At 62.6% G+C, this 19,042-nt stretch carries 20 protein-coding genes and 3 pseudogenes; 19 read left to right on the top strand and 4 right to left on the bottom strand.

What is annotated here, in order from left to right; genetic code table 11:
* Positions 1-667: 667 nt before the first annotated feature.
* The 19 genes and pseudogenes from V3W40_RS31035 (at position 668) to V3W40_RS30945 (ending at position 13,663) form a co-directional block, all read left to right on the top strand.
* Positions 668-1,603: a DUF3577 domain-containing protein gene (locus V3W40_RS31035; RefSeq protein WP_330208475.1), complete on the top strand. Its 936-nt coding sequence runs from the start codon at positions 668-670 to the stop codon at positions 1,601-1,603.
* A 54-nt stretch (positions 1,604-1,657) separates the two neighbouring features.
* Positions 1,658-2,338 carry a DUF3275 family protein gene (locus V3W40_RS31030; protein ID WP_330208474.1) on the top strand — a complete coding sequence of 227 codons (681 nt, stop codon included), beginning with the start codon at positions 1,658-1,660 and terminating at the stop codon, positions 2,336-2,338.
* Positions 2,339-2,422: 84 nt separating this feature from the next.
* Positions 2,423-2,767, top strand: coding sequence for a hypothetical protein (locus tag V3W40_RS31025; RefSeq protein ID WP_330208473.1), 345 nt, complete (start codon positions 2,423-2,425; stop codon positions 2,765-2,767).
* An 82-nt stretch (positions 2,768-2,849) separates the two neighbouring features.
* Positions 2,850-3,254: pseudogene (locus V3W40_RS31020) on the top strand (hypothetical protein); the annotation flags it as partial.
* 19 nt (positions 3,255-3,273) lie between these two features.
* Positions 3,274-3,534: a hypothetical protein gene (locus tag V3W40_RS31015; protein WP_142742253.1), complete on the top strand. Its 261-nt coding sequence runs from the start codon at positions 3,274-3,276 to the stop codon at positions 3,532-3,534.
* Positions 3,535-3,609: 75 nt separating this feature from the next.
* Positions 3,610-4,260 (top strand): hypothetical protein, encoded by a 651-nt coding sequence (locus V3W40_RS31010; RefSeq protein WP_330208472.1) that lies wholly within the window; start codon positions 3,610-3,612, stop codon positions 4,258-4,260.
* A 40-nt stretch (positions 4,261-4,300) separates the two neighbouring features.
* Positions 4,301-5,434 (top strand): DUF6094 domain-containing protein, encoded by a 1,134-nt coding sequence (locus V3W40_RS31005; protein ID WP_442962883.1) that lies wholly within the window; start codon positions 4,301-4,303, stop codon positions 5,432-5,434.
* 48 nt (positions 5,435-5,482) lie between these two features.
* Positions 5,483-5,611 (top strand): hypothetical protein, encoded by a 129-nt coding sequence (locus V3W40_RS34990; RefSeq protein WP_442962878.1) that lies wholly within the window; start codon positions 5,483-5,485, stop codon positions 5,609-5,611.
* Between the two features lie 93 nt (positions 5,612-5,704).
* Positions 5,705-6,010 (top strand): hypothetical protein, encoded by a 306-nt coding sequence (locus V3W40_RS30995; RefSeq protein ID WP_330208471.1) that lies wholly within the window; start codon positions 5,705-5,707, stop codon positions 6,008-6,010.
* Positions 6,011-6,146: 136 nt separating this feature from the next.
* Positions 6,147-6,464: pseudogene (locus tag V3W40_RS30990) on the top strand (DEAD/DEAH box helicase); the annotation flags it as partial.
* A 95-nt stretch (positions 6,465-6,559) separates the two neighbouring features.
* Positions 6,560-7,165 (top strand): group II intron maturase-specific domain-containing protein, encoded by a 606-nt coding sequence (locus V3W40_RS30985; protein ID WP_330208470.1) that lies wholly within the window; start codon positions 6,560-6,562, stop codon positions 7,163-7,165.
* A gap of 82 nt (positions 7,166-7,247) precedes the next feature.
* Positions 7,248-7,481: pseudogene (locus V3W40_RS30980) on the top strand (DEAD/DEAH box helicase); the annotation flags it as partial.
* A gap of 140 nt (positions 7,482-7,621) precedes the next feature.
* A complete protein-coding gene (pilL2, locus tag V3W40_RS30975) occupies positions 7,622-8,206 on the top strand; it encodes a PFGI-1 class ICE element type IV pilus protein PilL2 (RefSeq protein ID WP_330208469.1) in 585 nt (194 codons plus the stop codon).
* On the top strand, positions 8,203-8,850 hold the full coding sequence (locus V3W40_RS30970; RefSeq protein ID WP_330208468.1) for a hypothetical protein: 648 nt from the start codon (positions 8,203-8,205) through the stop codon (positions 8,848-8,850). Before pilL2 ends, V3W40_RS30970 begins: the two co-directional genes overlap by 4 nt.
* A gap of 15 nt (positions 8,851-8,865) precedes the next feature.
* Positions 8,866-9,591: a TIGR03759 family integrating conjugative element protein gene (locus tag V3W40_RS30965; protein WP_330216300.1), complete on the top strand. Its 726-nt coding sequence runs from the start codon at positions 8,866-8,868 to the stop codon at positions 9,589-9,591.
* Positions 9,573-10,178, top strand: a complete 606-nt coding sequence (locus V3W40_RS30960) for a transglycosylase SLT domain-containing protein (protein WP_442962877.1) — start codon at positions 9,573-9,575, stop codon at positions 10,176-10,178. The genes V3W40_RS30965 and V3W40_RS30960 overlap by 19 nt, the downstream gene beginning before the upstream one ends.
* Entirely contained in the window at positions 10,175-10,723 is a 549-nt protein-coding gene (locus V3W40_RS30955; protein WP_330216299.1) for an integrating conjugative element protein, read from the top strand. Before V3W40_RS30960 ends, V3W40_RS30955 begins: the two co-directional genes overlap by 4 nt.
* Before the next feature lie 4 nt (positions 10,724-10,727).
* Positions 10,728-12,917, top strand: a complete 2,190-nt coding sequence (gene traD / locus V3W40_RS30950) for a type IV conjugative transfer system coupling protein TraD (protein WP_330208465.1) — start codon at positions 10,728-10,730, stop codon at positions 12,915-12,917.
* Positions 12,914-13,663, top strand: coding sequence for a TIGR03747 family integrating conjugative element membrane protein (locus tag V3W40_RS30945; RefSeq protein ID WP_330208464.1), 750 nt, complete (start codon positions 12,914-12,916; stop codon positions 13,661-13,663). Before traD ends, V3W40_RS30945 begins: the two co-directional genes overlap by 4 nt.
* A 50-nt stretch (positions 13,664-13,713) precedes the next feature.
* Here the strand turns inward: V3W40_RS30945 and V3W40_RS30940 are convergent, their stop codons facing one another.
* The 4 genes from V3W40_RS30940 to V3W40_RS30925 form a co-directional block, all read right to left on the bottom strand.
* On the bottom strand, positions 13,714-16,338 hold the full coding sequence (locus V3W40_RS30940) for an AAA family ATPase (protein ID WP_330216298.1): 2,625 nt from the start codon (positions 16,336-16,338) through the stop codon (positions 13,714-13,716).
* A gap of 102 nt (positions 16,339-16,440) precedes the next feature.
* The gene (locus V3W40_RS30935) at positions 16,441-17,493 is read right to left on the bottom strand and encodes a DUF3800 domain-containing protein (RefSeq protein ID WP_330208462.1); all 1,053 of its coding nucleotides are present in this window, start codon (positions 17,491-17,493) and stop codon (positions 16,441-16,443) included.
* Entirely contained in the window at positions 17,494-18,195 is a 702-nt protein-coding gene (locus V3W40_RS30930; RefSeq protein ID WP_330208461.1) for an RES family NAD+ phosphorylase, read from the bottom strand.
* A complete protein-coding gene (locus V3W40_RS30925) occupies positions 18,188-18,862 on the bottom strand; it encodes a hypothetical protein (RefSeq protein ID WP_330208460.1) in 675 nt (224 codons plus the stop codon). Before V3W40_RS30925 ends, V3W40_RS30930 begins: the two co-directional genes overlap by 8 nt.
* Between the last annotated feature and the right edge of the window lie 180 nt (positions 18,863-19,042).

Genomic DNA, 19,042 nt, shown 5'->3' with positions numbered 1-19,042 from the left:
AGACAGCGCCGGCGCCGCTTGCTGTGGCGTCGGCAGGATTAGGCGATGCGTGGTTCTCGGCATGGCGGGTGGCTTTTAGTCGGTTCGTAGAAGCGGACGGCGCGGTCCGAGGAATGCGGTGAAGTTCTGTACTAGGTCTTCCGCGCGAAGGTGGGGGTAGCCCTTGAGCATCTGCATAGTTAGCCATGAGTGCTCCAGAGTGAGGCTCGCGCCGCATCACTTTACCGAAACTATGCCTGACCACAACTTTAGGAAATCCCCCGGTGCGGGGGTTGGACTACGTCATGCGCCAACTATTTGAATTTTCAGAATATTTTCTGATGAAGTCATCGCCTCCGTAGCAACTGCTGCGGCAGACGCTGGTCGCCGTGGACAAAGGGAGGCGCTCGATTGCCGATTCATTGCTGCCCCTAGAGTGAGGCCCGGCCATGCTGCCTCCATGCCTGCTGACGTTGTCAGCGACATGCCAGGCAACCATCGGTCTTCGAGGTTGCGGCGCAGCTCCCGCTGCGTGATCGAGCCAGCTCGCACAGCATCCATCTGCGAGCGACCACCGGCCTGTCCGGTGGCGGATGCTTTCGCCTTATCAACCCATCGCGGGGTTACGCACCCTTCCCCGCTTGCGTGGGCTTGGTGTGTCTCCGCTTCTTCCCCATGGAGATTCACTATGAACACCACGTCCAACGAGAAATCGTACTTCGATCTGCACACCTCGGGCATCGGCTATCTGCAACGTGCCCGTGAAGTGCCCGTCAGGGGCGGCCGCCGTGCGCAGCCTTTTCTGGCCTGCACCATCGCCGCGCTGGTCGGCTCCACCAGGGACCCCAGCATCCGCTACTTCGACGTCAAGGTCTCGGGTGCCGAGGCCAAGAAGCTCGTTCAGCGCTACATCGGCGTTGACGATCCCAAGCAACGCCCGCTGGTGCGCTTCCGCCTCGGCGATCTCTGGGGCGATGCGTACATCCGCGACAAGGGCGAGAACCAGGGCAAGGCCGCCGCGTCCCTCAAGGCGCGACTGCTCAAGGCCGAGCTGATCGAGCGGGCCGAACTGGCTTCGATCGAGCAGCACGAGCTGATCACCCGTGGCATCGGCTACCTCAACCGTCCGAAGGACGTCACCCCCAAGGCGGGCGATCCATTCCTGTCGTGCTCCATCGCCGCACTGGCCGGACCTGTCGACGAACCGGAATATCGGTACTTCGACACGATCGTCGCTACTCCTGAAGCCGAGCATCTGGTTCGCCGATGCGTTCAGGCCATCGAAGGGGATCGCAAGGTGCTGATCGCCTTCCGTCTCAACGACATGAAGATCGATCCGTATATCCGCACCAAGGGCGAGCACGCTGGGGAGCCGGCCGCGAGCCTGGAATCGACGCTGGTCCACATCGGTCTGATCAAGATCGACGGCACCCAGGTCTATCCGACGAGCCAGGCGCAAGCCGAGGCAGCACCGGTGAAGGACGCACCCGCGCCCGAAGCCGCCAACGCCATCGACACCGCCGCCGACGCCGACGCCGTTTCCGACCAATCTGCCGAGCCCGCCGAGCGCGAGCCCGAAGGTGAAGTCGAGGAGCAGGAGCCGGCATTGGCTGCTTCGTTCTGATCCGGCATGGCCCCCACGGGGCCTTGCCTTTTCTATTCGTCAAGGAGAACCATCATGGCAGTCCAATCGGCGCCCGAGCAATCGGTATCGCCCATCATTGTTCCGGGCCAGCTCACGCTGCGCACCATCCGCGGCAAGAACGGCCCGTTTACCGTCGGACGCCTCGCCACGCACCTCGGTGTGTTTGAGGTCAAAGACCCCGAGCTGGAGCAATACGCGGAGGGTAAGTACGACGGGGAATTCGTCATCCGGTACATCTTCCCGAAGTCCTACCCAGTCGGCGGTGGCATGCGGTTCGAAATCCGTGCCAGCCTCGACGGAATGACGCTCAACGGCATCGACAAACTGAGCCGTGACGAAGCCCGCAGCTTCGCCTCCCAGGACGTCGATCCACTCGAGGAAGAGCTGGGCACGCAGCCGGCGGCGAAGCCGGCCAGAGCATCCCGCCCCGCCAAACCTGCCTCCGTGCACGCATCGGCGGACCCGCTGGTAGATACCACACCGTTCGGTGTGGATGCGCCGCCGCCCGCTGCGTCTGCCGCCCCCGGCAGCGAAGAAGATCCAGACGCCGCGCTGTTCGGCCCACTGTGGGAGCTGGGCGAATCCGTAAAGCTGGATTCGACCATCGACCGCCGCGTCCTGCGCGCGCAAATCGCCCGCCTGGGCGAGCTGGGCTTCGTGCTGGACTTCAAGACGCAAGAGTGGAGCCGACAGGCTGAACTGCAACCTGCGTAATCACAGGCACCGCATCCGCGGCGTCCTTTACCCGTCGGGGGTTACTTCCCCATGCGGGGAGGCCCCCGATTTTTTGGAGGTCTCATGTTCACTATCACTTGCGACACACCCCGTTCCGCGTTGGATGAATCCGCGTGGCGGGCTCTCTGCGAGACAGCAGCCGCACAAGCCGCGAAGGGTTGCGGCCTGTCTCACGACTACTACGTTGAACGTTTCAGTTCGGTGATCGAAGCGCAAGTTGGCCGATTGCCCGAAGTCCAACGCGCACAGGCCTTGCATATTGCGCAGGAATGGGACTACGCAACACCTGCCGCTCGGCGGGAAGCCCAGGACTGGAATGCCGAAAACGGCTACTGCTCGCATGGCATCGAACTGGGTTGCTGTCCGGCCGGTTGCGACTCGTACGACGACTTGGACTGGGCTTCATAGCCGCATACGCGGCATTCCGTCACCCGCTGGGGGATCTCCCCTGCGGGGAGACCTCCGGCTTCACTTTTCTAGGAGGCCTCTCATGGGCTGGTATTTCTCACCGCAATCGCGGTCTGAACTGATCGCGGAACTCATCGCACCGCAAGAGACCGAGCATGTAAGTGTGAAAGTCATCGCTCACGTCCTGCGTGGCAACGTGCTGTGGTCCGTGGTCGAAATGACTGCCAAGGTCGAAGGGGTGCATCGTGATCTGGCGCCGGGCCAGTCCCTGCGCTACATCCGCTGCGATCTGCTTGAACGCAGCGGCAACCAGTGGGGCTACAAGCCGCTGGAAGAATCCATGCACCCGTACTACTACTCGTGCCCACTGTCTTATCTGGACCTCGCACCGGAGCAGTCCGCCGACTGGCGTGCAGGCGTTCGCGCCTACCACGCACGGCGGCGCACACCCACGGCATCCACGGCACCCGCCGCGGCACTGATGGCCAGAGCCAGGAGAAACCGACATGGGCCTGATCCTGGCAATGCTCCCGCGGTCGCTGTTGGCATTCGTTGAAGAGCAGTTGTCCAACGACGAAGTTTCCTCGGACGAGGAAATGCTGGAGTACTTCATCAACAACGGTCTCACCGAGGAACAGGCGCGGCAGGCACTGACCTACCGCGACCAGTACCTCAACAACATCTACCTGGACGGCTTCACGCCGATCACAGCATCAGACGAGGTGCTTCATTTCAATCCGCACACCCGGCAGTTCGAGCCGGACTGAGCGTTTTCCTTCCAACCCCAGGGGCAGCACCAGCCCCCAGGGCGGTGCTGTCCCCGCTCATTAGAGGACATCGCCATGCCTGCAAACACTTCTTCCACCACGCTGTATCGCATCGACGAATGCCCGGACGTGATGGCCGACGCCTGCGTCGGCGACGATCAAGGCAACCTGATCTTCCTTTCTATCTGGGCGCGCGACACCGCCGTCCAGCAGTTCCTCGCTCGCCTGACCCTCGGGCGCGACGAGCAGGGACTGGACCAGTTCCACGTCATCACCGACCAAGGTGGCAGCGTCCCGGTGTTCATCGGCAACGTCGATCGACTGGAAAAGCGCGTCACACGCGCCTACCGGCGCACGCTGTTCGGCTCTCTCTCCAACGTGTGGCTGTTCGACCGGCGCTGCGTCAAGCCCGACAAAGCCAACGCCAGCGCGCTGGCATTGCTGCCACGCGACACCGCCCACCGGCTCGACCGCCTGTGGATGCTGGTGCGAGACACCTGCCCGTTGCCCTTGCTCGATCACTGGCGCGAGACCGTGCTGGAACTACTGCAAACCCACCAGATGTTGGCCCGCCTTCCGTTCGCCCTCGGGCCGTTGGAAGGCCATCGGCTCGCCATCGACGTGCCAGCGCTGACTCTGGCGCTGGGCTCCTTGATCCGCAGTGACGTCCTCACCGCCGATGCCTATCCGACCAAGATTTCTACGCCGGAAGCGGTAGCGATTTAACCCATCCGTGGAGGCACGCCTTGGCGTGCTTCCACCATTCATCCCCGCCAACCAGGAGATTTTCATGGCCCTCATGTTCCCGCGGCTCGCCCGTAATTTCATTCGCAATGGGTACTTCCCCACGGATGAACCCACGCTCGAAAGAGTCCTCAACGCACTGATGCCCAGCGACGGGCCGATGTGCATCCTCGATCCCTGCGCCGGCGAAGGCGTGGCGATCGCTGAAGCCGCCCATGTCCTTGGGCGCGAACACGCCAAGGCGTTCGCTGTCGAGTTCGATGCGGAGCGCGCGCGCCATGCCCGCGGCCTGGTCGATCACTGCCTGCACGCGGACCTGATGGACACGATGATTTCCAAGCAGTCCTTCGGGCTGCTCTGGCTCAACCCTCCGTATGGCGACCTGTCCAAGGACGTCAACGGCAACATCGGCTATCAAGGCCAGGGCCGCGCCCGTCTCGAGAAGCTGTTCTATCAGCGAACCTTGTCGCTGCTGCAGTACGGCGGCGTGCTGGTCTTCATCGTTCCCGGCTACGTGCTCGACGCGGAGCTGGTCGGCTGGCTGACGCGCCACTACACGGACCTGCGGATCTACCGAGCGGTGGAGACGCAGTTCAAGCAGGTGGTGATCTTCGGGCGCCGGATGCGCCAGCGCGAGCAGGCGCCGGATGGCGTCAAGGCCATGCGCAATCTGCTGCTGCAGGTTGGGCTCGGCGAAGTCGAAGCTGAGGAGCTGCCGAGCGAATGGCCGTTCCTGCCTTACATCGTCCCCGCCAGTCCGGCCGAGCCGGAGCATTTTTTCCGCGTGACGATGGAGCCGGAGCAGTTCACCGATGAGGTTGGTCGGCTCCAAGGCCTCTGGCCGTCTTTGGACACGCACCTGGGTGCCTCGCAGCAGTCGCTGCGTCCACCGGCACGTGCTCTTTCCCACTGGCATCTCGCTCTGGCTCTGGCCGCAGGCGCGATCTCCGGCGTGGTGCGCTCCAAGACAGGGCGCCTGCTCGTCGTCAAAGGTGACACCCACAAGGACAAGACGCTCCAGCGGGAATTCACAGAACGCGACGATGGCTCCATTGCGGAGACCCGCATCCTCACCGACAAGTTCGTCCCTGTCATCCGCGCATGGGACATGACGCCTGGCTCCCCGACACGGGGCGAGGTGTTGACCATCCGCTAATCCCCGGACACCTGACATCCCGCTGCATTTCATCAAAGGAGAAACACCATGCTCTCACGTCTGTTCCAGCGGCCTGCGCCGCAGAAGCAACCTTTGTTCGCACCGACTTCGTTGCAGTTGAGCGAAGCGAAGGCCACCAGAACACGGTGGACCAGCTTCCCGAAGATCGCGACATGATCTGACGACAGCACACCGTAATCCCATCCACCTGACGGAGCCACTTCACTCCGCCAGGGGTGTCGTGGCTCAATTTCCTTCAAGGAGGAGCCCATGGCATCACATCGTATCGAGACCTACTGCCGGAAGCTGCTGTTTTTCCCCGGCGCACTCATCCTCAGCGTAGACATCGACCGCCTGGTTCGCGCGGGCTGTCTGGATCCGCTTCCGTACTTTCGTCGCCATGTGCGTGGCGACTGGGGCGATGTCAGTGAGGAGCAATGGCAAGCCAACGGCATCGCACTGCAATCGGGTGCATCGCTGGAATCGCGCTACGTGGTCCGCCCTGAGCTGAGCATTCGCATCGTCACCGATGCGGAACGCCGTTTCACCCTCATCGTGCTGCCGTCCGAAGTCTGAGCACGTTTCACCCGTAGGCCGCCAGCGCCTGCGTTTTCCAACCACCGTCGGCCGCGTGCCGATTGTTCTTCCCATCTCGGGGCATGCCACTGCCCCGACGGGGGTGGTGCATGCCCCATTTTTTTGGAGCATCACCATGTCCCTCGATCTTGAATCTACCGCCGCAGAAGCCACGCCCGCGCAGGGCGAACTGCTCGATGCGGAGTCTTCCCCTCTGACCCTGAGCCCTCAGGATTTCGTCACCGACTTCGGCGACGAACTGCTCGATTCGCTGAACCGCGCCAACCCGCCGGTCTATACCGGCCAGCCGCGAGCGCATCGGCAACTCATCGTCGCCAGCCTCAAGCGCAAACTGTTTGAGGCCCAGGCCGAAGTCGTCCATGCCGCCGCCGAGTTGCTGATCGACCGTGGCGAGCGCGCTGCGATCATCAACGGCGAAATGGGCTGCGGCAAAGTGCGCCGTATCGGCGCTTAGAAGAAGCGTAGCGCAAGCTACCAGGGCTGCTGGTATGCCCTGTACTCACCGGACTTATCCCCGCCCGAAAGAGCTTGAATTCCGAAAGGAATCCGGTCATTCAAGGCTGGGCGAACTTCCATCGGCATGTGGTCGCCGCACGTCAATTCCAGTATCTGGACCGCGACATTTGGCGCGCGCTGTGGCGGTGGGCCAAGCGCCGGCATCCGAACAAGAACCACACGTGGATTCGCGAACGCTACTTCCACGTAATCGGAAGTCGGACCTGGGTGTTTGCTTGCGAACACGAAGAGCGGACCAGCAGCGAAAGACGCTGGGTCGAGCTTCGCCGAGCGGGCGATACCAAGATCAAACGGCACACCGTCATTCGCGCAGACGCAAACCCGTTTGACCCGGAATGGGAAACTTACTTCGAGGACCGGATCGGTGCCAAGATGAAGAACAACATCGCCGGGCGCAAGCGTCTGCTGTACCTGTGGTTGGAACAAGAGGGGAAATGTCCCGTTTGCGGTGAGCCTCACGCCAAGGACCGCGGATGGCATGTCCACTACCTCATTCGTCGCGTAGATGGCGGCTCCAACCAACATGGAAATCTGGTGATGGTTCATCCGAACTGTCACAACCAGATCCATAGCCTTGGTCTTGAAGTTGTGAAACCGGCTCATGCAAATGGGCTTTGAAAGGCTTGAGCCGTATGAGGGGAAACTCTCACGTACGGTTCTTAGGGGAGGATGTGGCGGCAACGCCATGTCTTTACCCGACTCGCTCCAGCAGGCGGCACGCCGCTCCTGGCGCATCGGCCAGAAAGAGGACGTGCGCGTGATCTATCTTGGCTACGCCCGCTCCTCGCAGATGACCTGCCTGGAACTGATGGCCAAGAAGATCATGGTCTCGCAGTCCACCTCGGGCGACGTGCCCGAATCGGGCCTTGATGCCCTGAACCAGGACGGTGATTCCGTTGAGGTCGCATTGGCCCGACAGCTTGTCGCCGCCTGACTATCTCCACTTACGGCCCTTCGGGGCCGTTTTTTTTGAACCGCTACCAGCAAATCGGAAGCAGCATGATTCGCATTGTTTGCTGTTGCACACGTCCTTAGCGGTGATGGTGAGGGCTCGATGTTTCAGGACGCCGAGCTATGTGCCCCTCTCTAACCTGGTTTCACCATCCCGAACGCCGCCTGCTGGCGGGAGTCCTCGGCCTGCTCTGTTCGGTGCTGGTTGGCGGCTGCGCGACGACCGCGGCGCCGCAAGCGCCCGATCCCATAGTGGAGGCCTCGCCCGCACCGGAACCCGAGGCGCCGCAGTTCATTCCTGTCGTGCGCTATGGGCGCTACACGCTGGTGGAACTCGCTCCGATGGCGGCGCAGCGCGACCTGCTGTTGCAGACCGTCGATATCTCCATTCCCGGAGATGCCCGCGCCACGGTCGGCGACGGACTCCGACACATGCTCAAGCGTAGCGGCTACCAGCTCTGCGAGACGGGGCATGCCGTGATCGAGCTATACGCGCTACCACTGCCGGCGGCGCATCTGAATCTGGGTCCGATGACTCTGCGCGATGCACTGCTCACGCTGGCCGGCCCATCCTGGGAGATGCATGTGAATGACCGCACGCGCCAAGTCTGCTTCGAGAGGGTCAGCGGCGACACTACCGCGCCAGCGCCCGAAGCACCTGCCGCCGACGCCGTGCAGACGTTTCCCGTCGCGGGAGGCCATTCATGAACAACTCCTCACGGCCTTCCCGGCGTGCGACTGCCGCCGTCGTCGTGCAAAGCCTGCTCTGGCTTTGGCTGATTGGTCTGAGCATCTTAGCTGCCCTCAACTATCAAGCTATGAACGACCTGGCCGACCGGAAGTGGGTCGATTCCCGCCTGCAGCACCTCGAAGCCCAGGTCGCTAGGCTCACCGAGACCACTCAAGCCTTGCAGCAGCGGCCGGCAGCCGCAACCGCCTCAGGCCTGCAAGATATCCGGCAGGCCCTGGATGCTCGCATCGCACATATCGAGCAGACGCTGTTCGGCCTTGCCTCCATAGAGGACCTTCAGGCGCTACGCGCCGAGGTCGAGCAGATTAAGACACGCCAAGCGACGACACGTGCGGCTACGCCTGCGAAGCCGCGCACGCAGAGCAAGCCCACTGCCGCCCAGCCTGAGCCGACCCCGCTGCCGTTCCGTATCGTGGGTGCCGAGCTACGCGCTGGCCAGCGCAGCGTATCCGTCGTCCCGGCCGCGGGGGATTTCACCGCCGACCAGGTGCAGGTGCTGCTGCCCGGCGACGCGACAGGTCCATGGCGCTTGCAGGCCATCGACGGTAACACCGCCGTGTTTCAGGCCGGTGAGCAGACCCGCCGTGTGGCGATTCCCTGACGCAGAGGCCATGCGATGAAACACCATCCCGTCCTCATCTTCTCGCTGCTGGCGGCGCTGCATCTGTCGGCCTCGGCCCAGGAGCCAGCCACAGCCCAGTCCCGTAATGCGCCCAGCCAGGAGCGTCCCCTGGCGGGCCGCTCACTCGACGACCGCACGGCGCGCGACTGGGGACTGCAACCGCAGGAATGGGCACGCTACCAGGAGCTGATGAAGGGCCCGCTGGGCATCCAATCGCCCAACCTGGATCCGCTGTCGGCCCTGGGCATCGAGGCCCGCACCGACGAAGAGCGGCGGCGCTACGCGGATTTGCAGGTACAAGTCGAAGCGCGTCGCGTGGAGAAGCTGCTGGCGTATCAGCGCGCCTACGACGAGGCTTGGCAACGCCTGAACCCCGGCATGCAGCGTGTGAACCTGCCCGATGACAAACCAAGCGCCGCCGCCGTGCGCAGCAGCGGCCGCACGGCGGTATTCGTCAAGGACGGCTGCGCCGCATGCGGGCAGACCGTGCAGCGCCTGCAATCGTCGGGGGGCGAGTTCGACCTGTACATGGTCGGCAGCCGCCAGGACGACGCGCGTATCCGCGACTGGGCCAAGCGCGCCCAGATCGACCCGGCACGGGTGCGCAGTGGCAGCATCACGCTCAACCACGATGGTGGCCGCTGGCTGTCGCTGGGCCTGCCCGGCAACCTGCCGGCCGTGGTCCGCGAGGTGAACGGCCAGTGGCAGCGCCAACCTTGACCGCCATGCCTGCCTCGCCCACGTGGCTCGCGCGGCTGCTCACCGCGGCTCTGGTCGCCAGCCCGGCCCACGCCCAGGAGACTCCTCCACCGGCCTATCAGCTTGCCGCGCAACGCGCGGGCATTCCCTCGACCGTGCTCTACGCCGTCGCGTTGCAAGAGAGCGGCATCCGGCGCAACGGTCGCATCGTTCCGTGGCCGTGGTCGCTCAACGTCGCCGGTCAGTCACGCCGCTTTGCCACCCGCGTCGACGCCTGCTCAGGCTTGCAGCAGGCGATGCGCTCCACTCCGCACACGCGCATCGACGCGGGCTTGGGTCAAATCAACCTTGGCTACCACAAGCACCGGTTCACCAGCCCGTGCGACCTGTTCGACCCGTACCGCAACCTCGACATTGCAGCCCAGATCCTGAAGGAGCAGCACATCCCCGGCGAGGACTGGCTGCTGGCGATCGGTCGCTACCACCGCCCTGCGGGGGGTCAGCCGGCCGCGCGCTACCGCCGCAGCGTGTCCCGCCACCTCGCTCGCGTGCAGGGCACGCGCCCAATCGCCGCGGTGCTCGCCACGCATCAGGAGACCTCCCCATGACGAAATCTCATCTGGCCCATCTCGCCCTGAATGGCGTGCTCCTGCTGCCGACGGGGCTGCCGCTGGCCTCGCATGCCGGCGATCCGCTGATCGTGGTCGAGGACCGTGGCGGCATGTCGGCGATGCCGTACTACGAAGCCCTCAATCTCCAGCCGCGCGCCAAAGGCACGGCACGGCCGCTGATCCCGGCGCCCCAGGTTCCCGCGACACCCACGGACGAGGCCGCGATGCTGCCGGTACGTAGCGCCAAACTCACACCCGGCACCGTCGCACGGCGGGTGATCGAGGTACCGGGCTTGCGGCCTTTCGTGGTCGTCGGCGACGACAAGGCTTCCCAGGACTGGCTGCGGCGCCACGCGGCCGCGCTGCGTGAGCGCGGCGCGGTCGGCTTGGTGGTCAACGTCGAGACCGTGCAGGCCTTGGCTCGGCTGCGCGCACTGGCGCCCGACGTGCCAATGGCACCCGTGTCCGGCGACGATCTGGCCGAACGCTTGGGCCTGCGGCACTACCCGGCGCTGATCACTGCCACCGGCATCGAGCAATGACGCCATGTCGGGGAAACAGCCTGTCGAGGTTCTGCTTCGCCCCGCCGTGGAGCTATACACCGTCGCGGCGTGTGCGGGTGCCGCGTTTCTGTCCCTGGTGGCCCCGTGGTCGCTCGCGCTGAGCCCGACAATGGGCGTTGGCAGCGCGCTCGCGTTCGGCGCCTACGGCGCCATCCGCTACCGCGATGCCCGCACCATCCTGCGCTACCGGGGCAACATCCGCCGGCTGCCGCGCTACGTGATGACCAGCAGCGATGTGCCTGTCAGCCAGCAGCGGCTTTTCATCGGCAGGGGCTTTCTTTGGGAGCAGAAACACACCCATCGGCTGATGCAGACGTACCGGCCGGAGTTCCGCCGCTACGTTGAACCCACACCCGCCTATCGGCTGGCAAGGCGCCTGGAAGAACGACTGGAGTTCGCACCGTTTCCGCTGTCCCGGCTGCCCTCGCTCACGGGCTGGGATGTGCCTTTCAATCCGGTGCGGCCGCTGCCGCCCGTGGGCGGCCTCCCACGGCTGCATGGCATCGAACCGGAGGAAGTGGACGTCAGCCTGCCGCTGGGCGAGCGCGTCGGACACTCCCTGGTGCTGGGCACGACGCGCGTGGGAAAGACCAGGCTGGCCGAGTTGTTCGTCACCCAGGACATCCGCCGCAAGAACGCCGCAGGCGAGCATGAGGTCGTTATCGTCATCGACCCCAAGGGCGATGCCGACCTCCTGAAACGCATGTACGTCGAGGCCAAACGCGCGGGCCGCGAAGGCGAGTTCTACATCTTTCACTTGGGTTGGCCGGAGGTTTCCGCGCGCTACAACGCCGTGGGGCGCTTCGGGCGCATCTCGGAAGTCGCCACCCGCATTGCCGGCCAGCTCTCCGGCGAAGGCAACAGCGCGGCCTTCCGCGAGTTCGCCTGGCGCTTTGTGAACATCATCGCGCGCGCCTTGGTGGAACTGGGACAGCGCCCGGACTACATGCTGATCCAGCGCCACGTCATCAACATCGACGCGCTGTTCATTGAGTACGCCCAGCACTACTTCGCGAAGACGGAGCCGAAGGCGTGGGAGGTGATCGTCCAGATCGAGGCCAAGCTCAACGAGAAGAACATCCCCAGAAACATGATCGGGCGCGAGAAGCGCGTGGTGGCGCTGGAACAGTACCTTTCCCAAGCGCGCAACTACGACCCAGTGCTGGATGGGCTGCGCTCGGCGGTGCGGTACGACAAGACGTACTTCGACAAGATCGTCGCCAGCCTCTTGCCGTTGCTGGAGAAGCTCACCAGCGGCAAGATTGCGCAGCTCCTGGCGCCGAACTACTCCGATCTGGCAGACCCGCGACCGATCTTCGATTGGATGCAGGTGATCAGGAAGCGTGCCGTGGTCTATGTGGGCCTGGATGCATTGTCCGACGCAGAGGTCGCCGCGGCGGTCGGAAACTCCATGTTCAGCGACTTGGTATCGGTCGCAGGCCACATCTACAAGCACGGAATCGACGACGGCCTGCCAGGGACATCGGCCAGCGCGCGGGTGCCAATCAACATCCACGCCGACGAGTTCAACGAATTGATGGGCGACGAGTTCATTCCGCTCATCAACAAGGGCGGCGGTGCCGGGCTGCAGGTCACCGCATACACGCAGACGCTCTCGGACATCGAGGCCCGCATTGGCAGTCGGGCCAAAGCCGGTCAAGTGATCGGCAACTTCAACAACCTGTTTATGTTGCGGGTCCGGGAGACGGCCACGGCCGAACTCCTGACTCGGCAACTGCCCAAAGTCGAGGTCTATAGCACCACCATCGTCTCGGGCGCGACCGACAGTTCAGACATCCGTGGTGCGACCGACTTTACGTCGAACACGCAGGACCGTATCAGTATGTCCAGCGTGCCGATGATCGAGCCATCGTACGTGGTGGGTCTACCCAAAGGACAGTGCTTCGCGCTGCTGCAGGGCGGTCAGCTCTGGAAGATCAGAATGCCGCTGCCGGCCCCTGCCCCCGATGAGGTCATGCCGCAGGATCTGCAACAGCTCGCTGGCTATATGCGCCAGAGCTACACCGACGCCACGCAGTGGTGGCAGTTCACCAGTTCTCCGGTTATGCAGGACACAGCCTTGCCCAGCGACCTGCTTGATGAGGCACCCACCGCTGTGCCCAACGCCGATGCCCGGGCGATAGATGACGCCGGCAACAAGGTCTCGCCATGAAAGACGTCGCCTCAACCGCGCAGCGAGAGCAGAACCAGAGCCAAGGCCTGATCGTCAGCACCCTTACGCTGCCGTTTCGGCTGCTCGGAGTGCTGATCGGCTCGCTGCTATTTTCGATCGTCGTGGAGTGTGTCGGCATGCACCTATTCTGGAAGGACCAGGGCTGGCGCCACTCCCAACAGATGTTGCAGTACGAACTAGGGCACCTCTCCAACCACTTCACGCGCAGCCTGGTCGTGCAGGAGCCGGGGCGCACGGCGCATGAGCTGGTGGATACCGGCTACGAATGGGTATTCGTGCGCTCGGGCCTGCTGGAGCGCATGAGCCTGACTGCTGAGCGGGCCCGTGCACCCAGCCACGGGCGAGCACGCAACTTTCGCTACTACATCAGCCAGGTCTATGTCTGGACTGAGAGCTACCTGATTGCCTCGGCTTTCACGACCCTGACCTTTCTCGTGCGAGTGCTAGTCCTGTTGCTCACACTGCCGCTGATCTTCACGGCAGCGTTCGTCGGGCTGATCGACGGCCTGGTGCGGCGCGATGTGCGCCGGTTCGGCGCGGGCCGGGAATCCGGCTTCATCTATCACCGCGCCAAGGCCAGCTTGATGCCTTTAGCCCTTCTGCCCTGGGTCACGTACCTCGCTCTACCCATATCGGTACATCCACTCATCATCTTGCTACCCAGCGCGGCGATACTGGGGCTCGCCGTTAGCCTGACCGCAGGCAGTTTCAAGAAATACTTGTGACGAGCACTGCACAGTTCACTAGCATCTCTTGTCGCCTATGCCGGTGTTGCTTACCGGTTTTGCATAACATCGAGGGCAGCGTCCAATGCCGAAACCGACTCAACGACGGTTCTTACCGTCGCGCGATCGAACTCATGATCTCGCTGGGCATCGTGTACGCCACTATTAAGATAGCTCCATTCAATGCTTGCACCGTTGACATTTAGCAGTCTCACCAAAGCCGCAACAGCATCTGGTGCACCGGCGTGCTGAGCCGCGATGCGATCAACGGCCGATCGCAGCTTGGTGCATTTATTGTTCAACTCCCAGGGCGAGCGTGGACCGCCGAGCTTGATGTCGATGCGTCCATCGCCGCGCCGCCCCATCCACGTCCAGAGGCGATCGGTCAAACTTTCCAGCGCAGGACGCGCCTGACGTAGGGCCTCGCGCTTCTCATCGGCGGCCAGGGCCTGCTGAGCCAGAAGCACGTAGTTCTTTGTTGGCGGGTCGCTGTCCACCCTAAGCTCTTGCTCTCCCTCGTGTGGCAAGAACCTGTAGCGCTTGATGGCTGCGGCGCGCCTGGCACCCAGTTCCTGCTGGATGCGAAGCAGAAACTCTTCGGCATGAGAGGTCAGGATGATCTGCTTGCCTTCCAGCAGGCCATCCTCGAAGAAGGTGCGCCAGATTCCATCGCGATGCTCATCGTCGATCGCGTTGACGACGTCATCGAAAATGACCACGGGACAGCCCTGCGCGATGTTCTTTGCCAGCAGTATCGCCAGGCCCAGGCACTTAATGTGCCCTTCACTGAAGACGATCAGCGCGTCATAGCGCACGCCCGGTTCGCCGACAAACTCCACCTCGATTTTTCCGTTCTCTGCCACGGGCAGCCACAGTGCGTTCAGCAGGTCGCCGGGAAGATCAACGCGATTGAATGCGTTGTACAGATTGCGCGCCTGTTCCCCCAGGCCTTGGAGCAGCACACCCGGCAATGCGGCCAGGTAGGCCTGGATCTCAGGCAGAAAACCATCGTAGGCGGCCTTGATCCGCTCATGGTGTGCGACCAGTGGCACCTCTGCCGCGACAGCCTGAATCAGTTCGCGATTCGCCTCGTCGAACTGGGCCACGGTCTGGTGCGCTGCGGCCAGCTCCTGGTCTGCCGTCGTGCGCATGGTTCGCAATCGTTCGATCTCCAATTGATGCTGGTTCAATCGGTCCCGCTCCTGGGCCAGCGCGCCGCGCTGGGCGTGCACTTCGCGAGCTTGCGCGTCTAACCCCTCGATGCGTTCGGCGATCTGCAGGAGCGCGTTCCAAGCGCGACGCTCACCATCGACCCACGCTCCCAGCCAATTCCCAGCATCCGCGGGAAGCAGCGCAGGCAGGTTCGCTGCCTGCAACTCCGCGGGACATGCATTTGCAGCAACGGTGATCACGCGACGCATCTCGTCCCACAGCACTCGCACCGCATCGCTCAGTTGGGTCCGAAAACCAGCCTCCTGCTGCTGGAGTACGGCAAGTTGCGCGAGCTGCTCTAGCCCCAGGCGAGCTCTGGCAAAAGGATCCTGCGCCACAGCCGCCAATCCTGTACCGCAGGCGGGACAGGCGTTTGCTCCGTCAGCAAGGGCCAGCACTGCCTCGTAGAGCTTGGCGTACGACACCTCACCAGCGCGGGCCGCAAGTTGCCCCGACGACCCCTGCCAAAGGCCATGAACGCGATAGGCCTCTGCCAGAAACGCTTGAAGCTTCGCCTGGGTGACCTCGTGGATGGCTGGTGGCACGGCATCCAGCTGTGCCTGAACATGTGGAAGGCGCCCTTGCTGCTGCGGAGTACCGAGCAGCCAGTCCACACAAACCAGATACATCGCACCAGGGGACATGCGCTGTGCCAATCCGTTTTCCAGACCCTCAATCGCAGCAATCTTCTGCGGGTAAGAGGCGATCGTCTGCTCGGAGTTCGCGAGTTGCAGGCGACGCTGTGCCAGTTGAGACGCTTGAGCCCCAACGAGCATCAGGTCCTGATCGAGTGAAGGATTGAAGCCGCGAACAAACTCACTGAACTGTTCCACGCCGAACAAGGTTGCAATGAGCTGCCTTTGATCGCTCGAAGTCCGCGCAGCAATGCGAGCGAAGTCGTCGAGGCGGTTCTTTTCGATGAAACAGAAGCGGTACTCTGTTTCGTTGGGCTGCACAGCCTGGGCTTCGTCTGCCCCTCCGGCGGAAAGCACAGGCACGTCATGGCGACGCAGTCGAGCGTTGTTGCAATAAATGCGCTGGTCAACCCGCTTGACCTGCGCTTCGCTGATGGAGCCAAGCATCGCTACTTCCAATGCCTCGCAGAAGCTGCTCTTGCCAGTGCCATTAGCACCGTAGATCAGGGTAATGTCATGGCTGAGGTCGAACGTCTCCTGCCGCATGAACCCTCGAAACGGTCCTACATATAGCTGGTGCAGGCGCTCGAGTGCCGGCCCCGCTTCCGGTCCGTTAACCTGCTCGTCGTACAGAGCAGGCATCTGCGCCAGATGCGCAATGGCCAGCGGTGTCAGGCGAGTAGAACGCCCGCGGCGTGCAGCTCCGACCTCGGCCAGTGGCTGCAGGTGGTTGAACACCAGATTCGCGAGTCGGCGCACGTCGTCATGCACTTCTCGCTGCGCCAAATGCGCAAGAAAGCGGTGAAACTCCGAATGAATGCTTGCCATGCAGCCCCCTCTACACACAAAGACGCTTTTGGCCGCGTCCGTGGCAGTGTTAATTAGCTGTCCACGCTCTCGTGCGCAGTCAGGTAGTGCTTCCATCCACCCTTAAGGCTTACGGAAATTCTCGGCAAAATAATCAATTACCCGCGCCGCCTGGGTTCCTTTGCGAAAGCGCTTCTGTTCTTCGAAATCGATGGAGGGCAGCATGTGGATCAATTGATGATCTGCATACAGAGCCATGACCTCCCTGGCATTCAGTGCCCCAGCGCGCTGCCCGGTCAACGTGTTCGCCGCCTCGATGGCCGCGCCAATCATCACATCCGCCAATTGCACCGCGGGACTGCTCTTCGAGTCGACCTGAGTCACCGACTGAAGCTTGAGCGGAAAGGTGATGCTCGCGATCTCGGACTGCCGGAATGTGATCGCATCCTCGTGCCGGATATAGCGTTCCAGCAAATCATGATAGGTGAGCAGGTTCTTGGACTGATCGTGCTCAACCCGATAGGGACCGTCGGCTATGGCTTCCATCCTGCTCACCAAGGACTGCAGCACCACGAAAGCGGCATCCGTGGTAACGCCCGGAGTCGCGATCGCCTGAAGGCATTCTGGCGCCGCGAACTGCGCAAGAGGGCCCAGCGCTTCCGGCAGTTCTTGCCAGCGTGAGGCTCGCGCTGCCGCGACTAGATCGGCAAGCGCCTCAGAACTCTTCTCCTTCACTGCGCGCTGGAAACTCGCCAGCAATCGATCGAGCGCGCCGGCCCCGAGGAGCGTCGGCCCGGTCACGTGGAGCAGCGACGCAAGCGAATAGTTCTGCCCATCCTCATAGAAGTCCATGCCTCGCTCGTAGTAGAACGGTTCAACCGCGTAGTCCATGAACATCAGCAGCAGGAGGTAGCGTTTATCACAGACGTACGTCACGCACCTGTGGTGGGTTAACACGTCGCGCTGCAACGCCATCAGGCGAGGATGGTTAGCTGGGCGGCGCGCCAGGGCCCGGTATTTGAGCTCCTCTGCCTGCAATTTGGGAAAGTGTTCCCGGATGAGGCGCTTAGCCTCGTCATCGTCAATGGCGATGGCCGTCGCACCCTGAAAGCGCTGCTCAGGGTTCAGCAGATCATGACCGGTGTAGCCGCTTTCATCGATCCGGAAACATTCCATTCAACTCTTCCCTGGGATGATGGCTACCCCGATCCGATCCGCCAGATCAAGGACGGCATCGTAGGTGCCAGCGTCGTCAGTTAGGCTGCGCGAACTGCCCAGTGTCTGGAGCGCGGCCTTGGAGATTCGATCACCGAACAGCATCACCGCGCGTGCCGAATCGTCTTGCCTTGACACCCAAGACAGGCCTTGGGATTGTGGGAATTGACCATGGATCGCCATGGCCCATTTGCGGGTACCGGGGTACTGGTCCTTTTCTGTGTCGATGAGCTGTTTGCGCGTCACACCCAGCTTGCGCAGCGGCACACTGGACAAGTCGATCACCTGCAGAGCCTCCTCCACCTGGACAGTGGGATGGACCTGCTCTGCGAGCTTGACCTTGTCAAAGCTTTTGAACCCCGGCGTATGCGGCACATCGTGGAAGACGGTCTCCATCAGTGCACACGGCAGCGTGGTGCCGGCGTACAGCGTAGGAATCGCTTGCCCCTTCGTGTCCTGGATTGGACTGAAACGAGCATTACCGCGCACGCCGGGATTGAACTCGTCCGCCTGGTACTGGCTCTGGTGTACGCGATGAAGCATCGTGCCCACGACCAACTCGGTGAAGGTCACCTGCAAATCAGCGGAGGGCTCCGGCGTGACCGATGACGACCCGCCGGCCGGCTCGTCATCGGCGATTGGCTTGGCGCGCCGCTTAGCCATGGGCAATTTCCTGAGTCTCGTCCCCGGCAGCGGCGATGACACGGTCAGGCGCCGAAGCCAGCAGATCCTGGGGACGCTTGCCTCCAAGGAAGCTGTTTTCGGAGCGGAACCAGTAGGCCATGCCCCAGCTGTCCTTATGTCCTGCGAATGCCCCAATGACCTTGGCCAGCGATTTCAGCGGACGAAAACCAGCGTCACGGTCCAGACCGTAGCCGGGGAAGTAGTCAATGCCGCCGTGGCTGATGGCGAATATCTGGCCCTGCTTCTTCCACTTGTTGGGCTGAGCACTCGGGTTCCGAGTACTCAGCCCCGCCAACTGGGCGATATGCGCTGCAGTCAGCCAATCGCCGCTATCCAACACCGCCCTACGTGCCTGAACAAGCATGCTCGCCTCCTTGAGTAGCCGGGGCGACGGCGGAGTACGCGGCATCAGCACCTCGGCCAGCCGTTCGAGCGATTGCCGGTCCTGGCGCTCGAGCAGCACTTCGAACATGGAGGACGCAACATTCGTGAAATTTTCCGCCAACGCGGAGAAGACGTTGGGCTTGATGTGATTGAAGGTCAAAACCAGCACACGGTCGGCATGTGACCCGCTGAGCCGGGCCTGAATTTCCTTAGGCGTACCTACCAAGGTCGATACGCCAGGATGATCTGCAATGACGCTCATAATGGATCCTTGAAAGGTTATTTACACTATTTGATAGTAGCATATCCCTCATAACCTTCAATGCCGAGTTTGTCCTCTTCGTAAGTCGTCGCGCATCTAATCTGGTCATCCATAGGTTCCTATTGTTTGCGGCCTGAAACAGCTCTGATCTTCACGATCAGGCCATTGCTGATCACACAG

Origin of the sequence: Pseudomonas sp. AM8 (assembly GCF_036346475.1) — a bacterium.
GTDB lineage: Bacteria > Pseudomonadota > Gammaproteobacteria > Pseudomonadales > Pseudomonadaceae > Aquipseudomonas > Aquipseudomonas marginalis.
This window is presented reverse-complemented; position numbering and strand designations above follow the sequence as displayed.

Bases quoted from the DNA above. Each gene is read 5' to 3' on its own strand.
- V3W40_RS31035 (WP_330208475.1), top strand. From the start codon at position 668: ATGAACACCACGTCCAACGAGAAATCGTACTTCGATCTGCACACCTCG.
- V3W40_RS31030 (WP_330208474.1), top strand. From the start codon at position 1,658: ATGGCAGTCCAATCGGCGCCCGAGCAATCGGTATCGCCCATCATTGTT.
- V3W40_RS31025 (WP_330208473.1), top strand. From the start codon at position 2,423: ATGTTCACTATCACTTGCGACACACCCCGTTCCGCGTTGGATGAATCC.
- V3W40_RS31015 (WP_142742253.1), top strand. From the start codon at position 3,274: ATGGGCCTGATCCTGGCAATGCTCCCGCGGTCGCTGTTGGCATTCGTT.
- V3W40_RS31010 (WP_330208472.1), top strand. From the start codon at position 3,610: ATGCCTGCAAACACTTCTTCCACCACGCTGTATCGCATCGACGAATGC.
- V3W40_RS34990 (WP_442962878.1), top strand. From the start codon at position 5,483: ATGCTCTCACGTCTGTTCCAGCGGCCTGCGCCGCAGAAGCAACCTTTG.
- V3W40_RS30995 (WP_330208471.1), top strand. From the start codon at position 5,705: ATGGCATCACATCGTATCGAGACCTACTGCCGGAAGCTGCTGTTTTTC.
- pilL2 (WP_330208469.1), top strand. From the start codon at position 7,622: ATGTGCCCCTCTCTAACCTGGTTTCACCATCCCGAACGCCGCCTGCTG.
- V3W40_RS30970 (WP_330208468.1), top strand. From the start codon at position 8,203: ATGAACAACTCCTCACGGCCTTCCCGGCGTGCGACTGCCGCCGTCGTC.
- V3W40_RS30965 (WP_330216300.1), top strand. From the start codon at position 8,866: ATGAAACACCATCCCGTCCTCATCTTCTCGCTGCTGGCGGCGCTGCAT.
- V3W40_RS30955 (WP_330216299.1), top strand. From the start codon at position 10,175: ATGACGAAATCTCATCTGGCCCATCTCGCCCTGAATGGCGTGCTCCTG.
- traD (WP_330208465.1), top strand. From the start codon at position 10,728: ATGTCGGGGAAACAGCCTGTCGAGGTTCTGCTTCGCCCCGCCGTGGAG.
- V3W40_RS30945 (WP_330208464.1), top strand. From the start codon at position 12,914: ATGAAAGACGTCGCCTCAACCGCGCAGCGAGAGCAGAACCAGAGCCAA.
- V3W40_RS30940 (WP_330216298.1), bottom strand. From the start codon at position 16,338: ATGGCAAGCATTCATTCGGAGTTTCACCGCTTTCTTGCGCATTTGGCG.
- V3W40_RS30935 (WP_330208462.1), bottom strand. From the start codon at position 17,493: ATGGAATGTTTCCGGATCGATGAAAGCGGCTACACCGGTCATGATCTG.
- V3W40_RS30930 (WP_330208461.1), bottom strand. From the start codon at position 18,195: ATGGCTAAGCGGCGCGCCAAGCCAATCGCCGATGACGAGCCGGCCGGC.
- V3W40_RS30925 (WP_330208460.1), bottom strand. From the start codon at position 18,862: ATGAGCGTCATTGCAGATCATCCTGGCGTATCGACCTTGGTAGGTACG.